General features: G+C 68.5%; 7 protein-coding genes. 4 read left to right on the plus strand and 3 right to left on the minus strand.

What is annotated here, in order from left to right:
* The first annotated feature begins 174 nt into the window (after positions 1-174).
* From ACQEU1_RS09995 to ACQEU1_RS10010, 4 genes are all read left to right on the plus strand, one after another.
* Positions 175-3,984 (plus strand): discoidin domain-containing protein, encoded by a 3,810-nt coding sequence (locus tag ACQEU1_RS09995; protein ID WP_433198600.1) that lies wholly within the window; start codon positions 175-177, stop codon positions 3,982-3,984.
* Positions 3,985-4,011: 27 nt separating this feature from the next.
* On the plus strand, positions 4,012-7,341 hold the full coding sequence (locus tag ACQEU1_RS10000; RefSeq protein ID WP_433198602.1) for a CARDB domain-containing protein: 3,330 nt from the start codon (positions 4,012-4,014) through the stop codon (positions 7,339-7,341).
* A gap of 61 nt (positions 7,342-7,402) precedes the next feature.
* Positions 7,403-8,254, plus strand: a complete 852-nt coding sequence (locus ACQEU1_RS10005; protein ID WP_433198604.1) for a universal stress protein — start codon at positions 7,403-7,405, stop codon at positions 8,252-8,254.
* Between the two features lie 7 nt (positions 8,255-8,261).
* Positions 8,262-8,690, plus strand: a complete 429-nt coding sequence (locus ACQEU1_RS10010) for a hypothetical protein (protein ID WP_433198606.1) — start codon at positions 8,262-8,264, stop codon at positions 8,688-8,690.
* Between the two features lie 54 nt (positions 8,691-8,744).
* Here the strand turns inward: ACQEU1_RS10010 and ACQEU1_RS10015 are convergent, their stop codons facing one another.
* The 3 genes from ACQEU1_RS10015 to ACQEU1_RS10025 form a co-directional block, all read right to left on the minus strand.
* Positions 8,745-9,680 carry an alpha/beta hydrolase gene (locus ACQEU1_RS10015; protein ID WP_433198608.1) on the minus strand — a complete coding sequence of 312 codons (936 nt, stop codon included), beginning with the start codon at positions 9,678-9,680 and terminating at the stop codon, positions 8,745-8,747.
* 138 nt (positions 9,681-9,818) lie between these two features.
* Positions 9,819-11,819 (minus strand): neutral/alkaline ceramidase, encoded by a 2,001-nt coding sequence (locus ACQEU1_RS10020; RefSeq protein WP_433198610.1) that lies wholly within the window; start codon positions 11,817-11,819, stop codon positions 9,819-9,821.
* Positions 11,820-11,844: 25 nt separating this feature from the next.
* A complete protein-coding gene (locus tag ACQEU1_RS10025) occupies positions 11,845-12,705 on the minus strand; it encodes an EamA family transporter (RefSeq protein WP_433198612.1) in 861 nt (286 codons plus the stop codon).
* Between the last annotated feature and the right edge of the window lie 66 nt (positions 12,706-12,771).

Below are 12,771 nucleotides of genomic sequence, written 5' to 3' on the forward strand. Positions count from 1 at the left end.
GCGCACGCTGGGACACTGTTCGGACACGTGAACGAACCGGGGTCTTTCCTGTTCAGAGGGCTCTGTCGCAAATTTGCGCAATCACGTCGAGATATTGCGGTAATCTGCTGGTCACTTCTACGGTGAGGCGCGCCACACCCCCTCGCGTCCCCACCGAGAAGGGCCAAGCACGCCATGTCACTGACGACACGCGCTCGCTCCCTGCTAGCCCCGGCAACAGCACTGATCACCGCAGCGGCGACCCTGACCTTCGTCCCTGCCGCCCAGGCCGCGCCGGTCAGCCTCGACCTCGCACGGCAGACCCGCATCAGCGAGGTCACCCTGACCAGCGGGAAGAACGCCACCGAGACGTTCGCCGTCCAGACGAGCCTCGACGGCAGAGGCTGGTCGACGCTGGTCGCGGAACGACCGCACACGTTCCAGAACGGCAAGGTCACCTTCAAGGTCGACCCGACGCTGGTCAAGCACGTCCGCGCCACCAGCACCACGGCGAAGCTGGCGGTGCAGGAGGCCGAGGCGAGCGTCAAGCTCCAGGCGTCGTACTCGGCCAGCAGCACCAACCAGAACTACGGTCCGGGCAACGCGGGCGACGGCAACCAGTCGACCTACTGGGAGAGCGCGAACAACGCCTTCCCGCAGTGGCTCCAGGCCGACCTCGGCGCGGCGGTCAAGGCCGACCGGGTCGTGCTGAAGCTGCCGACGGGCGGATGGGGCGCGCGCACCCAGACCCTCGCGGTCCAGGGCAGCACGGACGGCACCAACTTCACGGATCTCGTGCCCAGCAAGGGCTACGACTTCAACCCCGCCTCCAACAGCACCGCGACCATCGACTTCACCGCCGCCACCACCCGGTACGTCCGGCTGCGGATCACCGCGAACACCGGCTGGCCGGCGGGCCAGATCAGCGAGTTCGAGGTGCAGGGCCCGACCGGCGGTGACACCCAAGCGCCCAGCGCCCCCGGCAACCTCGCCTTCACCCAGCCCCAGGCCGGGCAGATCCGGCTGACCTGGAACGCGAGCACGGACAACGTCGGCGTCACCGGCTACGACGTCTACGCCAACGGCACGCTGCGCACGACCGTCACCGCGACGAACTTCACCGACAGCCAGCCCGACGGCCTGCGCGTCAGCTACCACGTGATCGCCAAGGACGCCGCAGGCAACCAGTCGCCCGCCAGCAACACGGTCACCCGCGAGGGCGCCACCGGCACGAACCTGGCGCAGGGCAAGCCCGTCACGGCGAACAACAACGTGCACAACTTCGTCGCCGCCAACGCCAACGACGGCAACGTGCAGACCTACTGGGAGTCCAACGGCCTCCCCGGCACCCTGACCGTCCAGTTGGGAGCGAACGCGGACGTCAGCTCCGTCGCGCTCAAGCTCAACCCGGACAACGCGTGGGGTGCCCGCACGCAGAACATCGAGGTCCTCGGCCGCGAGCAGAACGCGACGAGCTTCACCAGCCTGACCCCCGGCCGCGACTACCGCTTCGACCCCGCGACCGGCAACAGCGTCACCATCAACGCCTCCGGGCGCGTCGCCGACCTCCAGGTGCGCGGCACGTCCAACACCGGCGCGCCCGGCACGCAGGTGGCGGAGATCCAGGTGTTCGGCACCCCTGCCCCGAACCCCGACCTCACCGTCACGGCCACGTCGTTCACGCCGGCCGCTCCCGTGGAGACCGACCAGATCACGCTGAACGCCACCGTCCGCAACGCGGGCACGGCGGCGTCGGGAGCCACCGACGTCACGTTCTTCCTCGGCACCACCGCGGTGGGCACGGCGAACGTCGGCGCGCTCGCGGCCGGTGCGCAGGCGAACGTCAGCACGACGATCCCGGCGCGCCCGGAGGGTTCCTACGAGTACACGGCGAAGGTCGACGAGACCAAGAAGGTCGCGGAGCAGAACGAGACCAACAACGCCCGCGTCCACCCGTCGCCGCTCGTCGTGACCCCGGTCCCGAGCTCCGACCTGGTCGCGGTACCGACCTGGGCTCCCAGCAACCCGAGCAACGGCCAGACCACGACGTTCTCCGTCGCGATCAAGAACCAGGGCTCGACCAACAGCGCGTCCGGCGCCCACGGCATCACCGTGACGATCCTGAACAGCAGCGGCCAGACCGTCCGCACGCTGACCGGCAGCCACAACGGCGTGATCAACGCGGGGGCGACCACCGCCGCGGTCAACGTCGGCACGTGGCCCGCCGCCGACGGCCGCTACACGGTGAGAACCACCATCGCCAACGACGGCAACGAGATCCCGGCCAAGCAGGGCAACAACACCAGCGAGCAGTCGCTGTTCATCGGCCGCGGCGCCAGCGTTCCGTGGCAGCACGTCGAGGCCGAGGACGCGACCGTCGGCGGTGGCGCGCAGGTCCTCAGCCCGAACAGGACGATCGGCGACCTCGCCGGTGAGGCGTCCGGCCGCCGCGCCGTCACGCTGAACGGCACCGGCCAGTCGGTCGAGTTCACGACCAGCGCACCGACCAACACCCTCGTCACCCGCTTCTCCATCCCGGACAGCTCCGGTGGCGGCGGCATCACGAGCAACCTCAACATCTACGTCAACGGCCAGTTCCACAAGGCCATCGACCTGACGTCGAAGTACATGTGGCTCTACGGCAACGAAGCGTCCCCGAACAACTCCCCGGGGTCGGGCGGGCCGCGCCACATCTACGACGAGGCGAACGTGATGCTCAACTCGACGTTCCCGGCGGGCACGAAGATCAAGCTGCAGAAGGACGCGGCCAACACCACGAACTACGCGATCGACTTCGTGAACTTCGAACAGGTGCAGGCCGCCGGAAACCCTGACGCGGCACGCTATGCCGTGCCCGCCGGGTTCACCCACCAGGACGTGCAGAACGCGCTCGACCGCGTCCGCATGGACACCACGGGGAACCTGGTCGGCGTCTACCTGCCCGCGGGCACCTACCAGACGCAGCAGAAGTTCAACGTCTACGGCAAGGCCGTCCGCGTGGTCGGCGCCGGTCCCTGGTTCACCCGGTTCCAGGCCCCGCTCACCCAGGAGAACACCGACCTCGGCTTCAGCGCGCAGTCGTCCGCGAGCGGCTCGACGTTCAGCGGGTTCGCCGTGTTCGGCAACTACACGCAGCGCAACGACGGCCCCGGCAAGGTGTTCGACTTCGCCGGCGTCCAGAACATGACCATCGAGAACATCTGGGTCGAGCACATGATGTGCCTGTTCTGGGGCAACAACGTCGACAACAACGTCATCAAGGACAGCCGCATCCGCAACATGTACGCGGACGGCCTCAACATGACGAACGGCTCCGCGGGCAACCGGATCGCCAACATCGAGGCCCGCTCGACCGGTGACGACGCGTTCGCGTTGTTCGCCGCCACCGACAACGGCGGCAGCGGCCAGCAGAACAACGTCTTCGAGAACCTGAGCGTGACCACTCCGTGGCGCGCGGCCGGTCTCGCGGTGTACGGCGGCAAGAACAACATCTTCCGCAACATCTACATCGCGGACACGCTCACCTACTCCGCGGTGACGATCAGCTCGCTCGACTTCGGGTACCCGATGGAGGACTTCGGACCGGAGCCGACAACGTTCAGCGGCCTCACCCTGGTGCGCTCCGGCGGCCATTTCTGGGGTCAGCAGACGTTCGGCGCGATCTGGATGTTCTCCGCCTCCAAGAAGTACACGGGCATCCGGGTGAGCGACGTCGAGATCATCGACCCGACGTACAGCGGAATCATGTTCCAGACCAAGTACAACGGTGCCGCCGAGAACGTCTTCCAGGACACGGTGCTGTCCAACGTGAGCATCTCGGGTGCGCGCAAGTCCGGTGACGCGTTCGACGCCAAGTCCGGATTCGGGTTGTGGGCCAACGAGATGCCGGAGCCCGGTCAGGGTCCCGCCGTCGGCGAGGTCACGTTCAACGACCTGAGGTTCGCCAACAACTTCCAGGACATCAGGAACACCACGACCACCTTCAAGATCAATATCAACAACTGATACCCCTGCCACGAAGGACAATTCAAAATGAGAAACACGCTACTGAAGCGTGCGGTGAGTGCTGCCGTCGTCAGCGCCCTCGCACTGTTCGGATTGACCCCCGCGGCAGGAGCAGCGGTTGTCCGGCTGTCCGCGAACCTGACCGCGTCCAGCAGCAACGGCCCGTACGGCGCCGGCAACGCCGGTGACGGCAACCAGGGCAGCTACTGGGAGAGCGCCAACGGCGTGTTCCCGCAGTGGCTCCAGGCCGACCTCGGCTCCTCCCGGAGCGTCAGCAAGGTCGTGCTGCGCCTGCCGTCCACTTGGGAACAGCGCACGCAAACGCTTGCTGTGCAAGGAAGTGCGAACGGCTCGCAGTTCACCGACATCGTCGGCTCTGGCGCGCGGGTCTTCTCCCCCGGCTCGAACAACACGGTGACGCTGGACTTCGCCGCCACCAACGCCCGGTACGTGCGCGTCTCGATCACCGCGAACTCCGGCTGGTCCGCGGGCCAGCTCAGCGAGTTCGAGGTGCACGGCGAGTCCGGTCCGGTCGACCCGCCGCCCGCCGGGGACAACCTGGCGGCAGGCAAGCCGGTCGAGGAGTCCGGCCACGTGCACAACTTCGTGGCCGCGAACGCCGTGGACGGCAACACCGGCACGTACTGGGAGTCCAACGGCTTCCCGGGTCACCTGACCGCGAAGCTGGGCTCGAACGCCGACATCACGTCCGTCGTCGTGAAGCTCAACCCCGACACCGCGTGGGGAGCTCGGACCCAGAACTTCGAGGTGCTGGGCAAGGAGGCGAGCGCTTCCGCGTTCGCGACCCTGAAGGCGCGCGCCGACTACCGGTTCGACCCGGCCACCGGCAACACCGTCACCATCCCGCTGACCGGGCGAGCTTCCGACGTGCGGCTGCACTTCTACTCGAACACCGGCGCGCCCGGCGGCCAGGTCGCCGAGTTCCAGGTGTTCGGGGCGTCCGCACCGGCTCCCGACCTGACCGTCACGAACCTGACGTGGACGCCGGCCAGCCCGTCCGAGGCCGACGCGATCAGGCTCACCGCCACCGTGCGCAACGGCGGCACCGTGGCCTCCACCGCCACGACTCTCAACGCCACGCTCGGCGGCACCGTCGTGGGCAGCGCCGCAGTGGGTGCGCTCGCCCCTGGAGCCACGGCCACCGTCAACGTCGACGCGGGCCGTCGGGGTGCCGGGTCCTACGCGGCCGCGGCCACGGTGGACCCGGCCAACCAGGTCGCGGAGACCAACGAGGGCAACAACACCTTCACCTCCGGCTCTCCCCTGGTCGTCGGCCAGGCTCCGGGACCGGACCTGCAGATCCTCGGCGTGACGCCGAACCCGTCGTCCCCGGCGGCGGGCCAGGCAGTGACGTTCGCGGTGCAGGTCAACAACCGCGGCACGTCGGCGGCGGGCGCTTCGGTGACCCGCGTGGCCATCGGCGGCAGCACGTTGAACGCCAACACGGGTGCCATCAACGCCGGTCAGACCGTCACGGTCAACGTCGGCTCCTGGACCGCCACCAACGGCGGCGCCACGGCCACCGCGACCGCCGACGCGACGAACGTCGTGGCGGAGACCAACGAGAACAACAACACCGCGACCCAGTCCATTGTGGTCGGACGCGGCGCGTCGGTGCCGTTCACCTCGTATGAGGCCGAAGCGGGCCGCTACACCGGCACGCTGCTGCAGGCCGACGCGAAGCGCACGTTCGGGCACACCAACTTCGGTTCCGAGTCCTCTGGCCGCAAGTCGGTGCGCCTCGACGCGCAGGGCCAGTTCGTGGAGATCACCTCGACGGTCAGCACCAACTCGATCGTCGTGCGCAACTCCATCCCGGACGCCGCCGCGGGTGGTGGCCAGGAGGCGACGATCAGCCTCTACGCGAACGACCAGTTCGTGCAGAAGCTGACGTTCTCGTCGCGCCACAGCTGGCTCTACGGCACCACGGACGACCCCGAGGGCCTCACGAACCGTCCCGGCGGCGACGCCCGCAGGCTGTTCGACGAGACCTCGCAGCTGCTGGCCTCGAGCTACCCGGCCGGCACGAAGTTCAAGCTCCAGCGCGACTCCGGTGACAACGCCCAGTTCTACGTCATCGACCTGATCGACCTGGAGCAGGTCGCCCCGGCCGCCTCCAAGCCGTCCGAGTGCGTGTCGATCACGCAGTACGGTGCCACGGCGAACGACCAGACGGACGACACGGACGCCATCCAGCGCGCCGTGACGGCCGACCAGAACGGGGAGATCCCCTGCGTCTGGATCCCGGAGGGCAAGTTCCGCCAGGAGAAGAAGATCCTCACCGTGTTCAACAGCGGTGGCGACAACCAGGTCGGCATCCGCAACGTCACGATCCGCGGCGCCGGCATGTGGCGCTCGCAGCTGTTCTCGCTGATCCAGCCGCAGGACGCGGGCACGATCAACCACCCGCACGAGGGCAACTTCGGGTTCGACATCGACGACAACACCCAGATCTCCGACATCGCGATCTTCGGTTCCGGCCGAATCCGCGGCGGTGACGGCGGTGCCGAGGGCGGCGTCGGACTGAACGGCCGGTTCGGCAAGAACACCAAGGTCACCAACGTGTGGATCGAGCACGCCAACGTCGGTGTCTGGGTCGGCCGCGACTACACCAACCTGCCGGACCGCTGGAACCCCGGCGACGGCCTGCAGTTCAGCGGCATGCGCATCCGCGACACCTACGCCGACGGCATCAACTTCACCAACGGCACCCGCAACTCCACGGTCTTCAACTCGTCGTTCCGCACCACGGGCGACGACGCACTGGCCGTGTGGGCGTCGAAGTACGTGAAGGACCAGAACGTCGACGTCGGCAGCGGCAACGCGTTCCTCAACAACACGATCGCGCTTCCCTGGCGTGCCAACGGCATCGCGATCTACGGCGGCTCGAACAACCGCGCGGAGAACAACGTCATCTCCGACACCGCCAACTACCCGGGCATCATGCTGGCGACCGACCACGACCCGCTGCCGTTCGGCGGGACCACGTTGCTCGCCAACAACGCCCTGTACCGCACCGGCGGCGCGTTCTGGGGTGAGGCGCAGGAGTTCGGCGCCATCACGCTGTTCTCGCAGAACCTGCCGATCCCCGGCGTCGTCATCCGCGACACCGAGATCCTGGACTCCACCTACGACGGCATCCAGTTCAAGGGAGGCGGCAGCGGCATGCCGGACGTGGCCATCACCAACGTCCGCATCGACGGCTCCAACAACGGCTCTGGCATCCTCGCGATGGCCCAGGCCCGCGGTTCGGCACGCCTGACGAACGTCACGATCACCAACTCGCGTGACGGCAACATCACGATCGAACCCGGATCGCAGTTCGTCATCAACTAGCTCGTAGATCACATTTAGAACCACCTCCGATCGGGTACGCCCCGGTCGGAGGTGGTTTTTCATGTCTACGGTCGTTGTCGGGTTCGACGGTTCCGACCTGGCCCGCCGAGCCGTGCGGTTCGGTGCGGAGGAAGCTTCCCGCCGAGGCGCCGCCCTGCAGGTAGTGCACGCCGTGCGAGCCCCGCTGCCCGAGCCCGTGTTCACGCCGATGTCCGTCCCGGTGCCGGAGTTCGTCACCGAGGAGACGATGTCGCGAGCCGCGGAGGACCACCTCGCCGAACTGGCCGAGGAGCTCAAGCAGAGCTGGCCGGACCTGGAGATCGCCACCCACGTCCGCATCGGCCGGCCGGTGGACGTCCTCGCCGCCGAACCGGGCGACCTGCTCGTGCTCGGCTCGTCCGGTCGCACCGGCATCGCCGAGATGTTCCTCGGCTCCACCGCCGTAGAACTGGTGTCCGTCGCCGGCCGCCCGGTGATCGTGACGAGGTCCGGACCTGTTGACGGACGTGTGGTCGTCGGCGTAGACGGCTCCGACACCTCCACGGACGCGATCGCGTTCGCCTTCGAGTACGCCGCCCGCCACGGCCGCGAGCTGCTCGCCATCCACGCGTGGAACGACGTGGGCTTTGCCGAGCTGCCCGAACAGGACTTCGACCACGTCCGCGCAGACCTCGCCAAACTCCTCGAAGAACAGCTAGCACCGCACATCGCCCAGTGGCCTGACGTGCACGTCGCGTCGGAGGTGGCGTTCGACGCACCGGCGCGCGCGCTGCTCCAAGCAGCCGATGGCGCCGCGTTGATCGCCGTGGGCAGTCACGGCCGTGGCGCCGTGACGCGTGCAATCCTGGGCTCAGTGAGCCACGCTGTGCTCCACCACGCGCCGTGCCCGGTAGCCGTGGTCCATCGGAGGTGACGGCTTCATGCGCGCGTTAGCTGCCGTACTGCTGTGTGTGGTCTTGGCTTCGTGCGGCGCTGCACAGACGCCGACGGGTTCGTCCCCGTCGAGCAGTGAGTCGTCCAGCACGTCGTCCGTCGCACCGATCACCACGACACCCAGCGTGCCACCGCCGTTGCCGCCGTCCTCGGCCCCGCTGCCGCCCACCCTGCCGACACCTACGCGTGCGCTCGACCCGGACGTGAAGACGGTGCGCGGAACGGTGTCGGCGGGGGTCGAGGCGGGCTGCACGCTGCTGACGGCGCCGGGTGAGCAGTACCTGCTGCTCGGCGCCGATCCGGCGATCGCGGTGGCCGGGGCGATGGTCGAGGTCAGCGGCAAGCCGGATCCCGGGGCGATGACGACGTGCCAGCAGGGCACGCCGTTCCACGTCACGAGTACTCGCCGCGGCTGACACGTTTCGGCCCCGCTCCCCTCAGAGGGAAACGGGGCCGGGCAACGGCACGGGCTACTTCTTGAGAGCCTTGCGCAGGAACGCGCTCGCCTGGCTGATCGCGGCCTCGGCGGCGTGCGTGCCGCGCAACGCGTTCAGCATCACGAAGTCGTGGATGGCGCCCGCGTACCGCACGGCCGTCACCGGCACACCGGCCGCACGCAGCTTGTCGGCGTAGGCCTCGCCCTCGTCGCGCAGCACGTCGGCCTCGGCCGTGATCACCAGCGCCTGTGGCAGGCCTGCCAGCTGCTCCACCGAAGCGCGCAGTGGCGAGGCCGTGATCTCGGCGCGCTCCGCCTCGCTCGTCGTGTACTGGTCCCAGAACCACTGCATGCCGTCGCGGCGCAGGAAGTAGCCCTCGGCGAACTGCAGGTACGAGTCGGTGTCGAAGGAGGCGTCGGTGACCGGGTAGAAGAGGACCTGGGCCTTCAGGTCGATGTCGCCGCGTTCCTTGGCCTGCAACGTCAACGCGGCCGCCATGTTGCCACCGACCGAGTCACCGGCCACGGCGACCCGGGTGGTGTCGAGGCCGTGGGAGGCGCCGGCGGACTGGATCCACCGGGCGGTGGCGTAGTTCTGGTCGATCGCGACCGGGTAGCGGGCCTCTGGCGAGAGGGAGTAGTCGGGGAAGACGACCGCGGCGCCGGCGCCTGCCGCCAGTTCGCGGACCAGGCGGTCGTGGGTGTGGGCGTTGCCGAAGACCCAGCCCGCGCCGTGGATGTAGAGGACGACGGGGAGCGGGCCCTCCACGCCCAGAGGCTTGACGACGCGCACCTTGAAGCCGTCCAGTTCCACCCACTGCTCGTCGATCTCCGGCTTGTCGACGGCGCCGGACTGCACCTCGTCGACGGCCTTGCGGCCCTCTTCCGGGGCGATCTGGAACAGGAACGGCGGCTGGTCGGTGGCGGCGGCGAACTCGGCGGCGGCGGGTTCGAGGACGGGGCGCTTCATGGCTTCCTCCTGGCGTTCCTGGGGTGATGCCATAAAGCTAGTGTGCGATTAAATCGTGCACAACGTAATCACGGCCTCAGTGGCGGCGGGAATAACGAACGGCCCCTCGCCGGGACGAGGGGCCGTTGCAAACCGGGCTCAGCCGACGGTGAAGCCGGTGGTGGCGCCGGTGAACGGGCTGATCTTGCCGGTCCAGCCCGACTTCTCGTCGCCGTGGTGCACGATCCGGTAGGTGCCGGCCGGGGTGTCCGCCGGGATCTGCCAGGTGATCGTGGCGTTGGAGAACGAGATGCCCACGCGTGCCCACTGGTAGCGCGTGGACCAGTCGCCGTCGTCGGCCACGCGCACCCAGGAGCCGTTCACCTGCCGCTGCACCTCCAGGAAGGTTCCGTTGCGGTGCAGGTTGTTCTTCGGGTGACCGGTGACGAACACGGCCGTGACGGTCTCACCGCGCCCGTACGTCGCCTTCGGCGCGATCAGGACGTCGCCGTACTTCTTGTCGAGAGGCTTGTCGTCGAGCACGACGCCGGTCTGCAGGTTGATCTCGGTGAACGGCGGCTTGCCCGGCGTCGGGCCGGCGGGCAGCGCGGAACCGGCCTTCATCGACGCGGCCAGCTTGCCGAACTCCTGCTGGTAGGCCGGGGTGGTGTTGCGGCCGAACAGGGTGGAGCCGCCCTCGTACTGCTGCGAGTCGTACTCCTCCGGCGTGGTGACGTACTGGCTGTAGTCGTTGGCGTAGCCCTGGATCAGGACGTTCTGCAGCGGCACGCCCAGCTCCGCGGCCACCGACTTGCGGATCCGCAGACCCGCCGTGATCGTGACCTCACCGGGAACGGCGGCCAGCACCAGCTGACCGATGCGGACGAGCTGCAGCGGCACGATGTTCGGCGTCGCGCCGATCAGACCCGTTGGCACCAGGGAGGCCTTCGGGAACTGGCAGTCGCGCAGCCACTGCGGGACCTCCATCTGCAACGGCTCGAAGAGCTTCTTCCACGGCGACTGCATGCCCTCCTCGAAACCGGGGATCGCCGGGCCGTCCTCGACGCTGCCCGCGATGGTCGACGCGCCGACGACACCGGAGCACGTCGTGCCCGCCTTGCCGTCGCTCGTGAAGCGCCCGTCGACCTGCACGGCGGACATGTCCACGAACCGCATGCGCGCGTCCACGCCACCGGATACCGGCGCGAGAGGACCGTGGTAGATCTCCTGGGCCTTGCGGTTCTGGCGCTCGCCGATGATCCGGGCGTTCTCCCACTCGTTCTCGGTGGGGCCGGAGCCGGGCTTCAGGTTGAGGTTCGGCGACATGTCGCCCGCGTTGGTGTTCGGGAACGCCGCCACGAAGCCCGCGGTGTTGTCGAGGTAGCGCACGCCCTCGTCGTCGTGCTCCCACTGGTACGACGCGTAGCCCTTGTTGTCCGGGCTGATCAGGGTGTTGGCGTTGGTGATCGACGTGTTGTGCGTGGCGAACCAGTTGATCGCGCCGACGTTCGTGCCGCCCTGCTGGAACTTCAGCACGGTCATCTGCGGGTCGATGCCGGCCGGGAACGCGCCCCTGTCGGGGTTGCGGTCGAACGCGACGCGCGAGCGGTTGACCGAGGCCGTGGTGAGCTCGCCGACGCCGAGGCTGATCGAGCCCGGCTTCACGTCCTCGTGCGCCTCGACGATCGACTCGGTGATGCCGTCGACCACGGCGGCGAGCGCCTGCGGCTGGAGGCCGAGGATCGACAGGTTGTACGCGATGTTGTGCGACTGGCCGCCGGGACCGCTGTGCGTGTGCGTGGCGGACAGCAGCAGGTTCTCGCGCGTGTAGGTGTTGCCGTACTTGGTCTGCAGCTTCGCGAGCACGCCCTCCTGGACCGCGCGGAAGATCATCGCGAGGTCGGCGTTGACGTACGCGACGCGCTTGTTGGTGGCCCGGTCGACCACGACGTAGGCCCGCGACCGCAACCGCTGGTGGATGCCCGACGTCTTCTGGTCGAACTTCGAGTAGCCCATCATGCCGTTCTCGGCGGCGGGGCCGGTGACGTCGGAGATGCCCCGGCCCACCAGGTACGGCTCGGGTTCCGCCCACGCGAACGGGCCGCTGACCAGCGCCGCACCGACGAGTGCGGCGACCACCGTCAAGACTTTCGTCCGCATGAACACCCCGCTAAGTGAATGGAATTCACATTTCGGGTTGCACGTTAGGTGATCTGGACCACTGACTGCAAGTCACGGCCAGTGCATTCGCGGTGACCACGAGCAAGATTCCAGCCCAATGGTGGAGTGCGAGGGTCTCCCCGAGCAGCAGGAGCCCTGCCAGAGCGGCCAGCACCGGGTGCACGCTGCACACCAGCCCGAACAGCCGCGCGGGCACCTTGCGCAACGCGATCACGTCCGCCGCGTAGGGCACGACGCTGCAGAACACGCCCGCCGCCACCGCGTACAGGATCGCCATGCCGTTGAACTGGCCGTTCAGCACGAGGAACACCGCGACCGGCACGTAGAGCAACGCCGACACGCTCGTCGCCGCGGCCGGCGCCTGCAGGCCCGGCAGCCGTTGCCCGACCAGGCGGTTGAGCAGGATGTACGCGGCCCAGCTCGCCGCGGCCAGCAGTCCGGCGCCGATGCCCAGCCAGTCGCTGGACGGCCCCGGCAGCACCAGCACGTACACGCCGACGGCCGCGATCACCACGAACAGGAAGTCCAGCCGCGTCCGGGAACCGGCCAGCGCCACGCCCAGCGGCCCGAGGACCTCCAGCGTCACGGCGAGCCCGAGCCCGATGCGGTCGACGGCGGTGTAGAGGCTGAGGTTCATCGTGGCGAACACCAGCCCGAGCGCGATCGTCGGCCACCACTGCGCCCAGGTGAATCTTCGCGGGTCCGGGCGGGCGACCGGCAGCAACACCGCCGCCGCCACGAACTGGCGCACGGCCACGACCCCGGCCGGTCCGATCGAGGCGAACGCGTGCGCGCCGACCGCGGCGCCGAGCTGGCTGCTGGCCGCGCTGGCGGTGATCGTGGCGAATCCACCGAGGCTCTTCATACCGACCAGCCTGAACACGCGCAGGCGAAACGGGAAATTCACACCCCGTCCGAACCATACGTCCGG

The sequence above is a fragment of the Lentzea sp. CA-135723 genome, from assembly GCF_050936595.1.
In the GTDB taxonomy this organism is placed as follows: Bacteria; Actinomycetota; Actinomycetes; order Mycobacteriales; family Pseudonocardiaceae; genus Lentzea.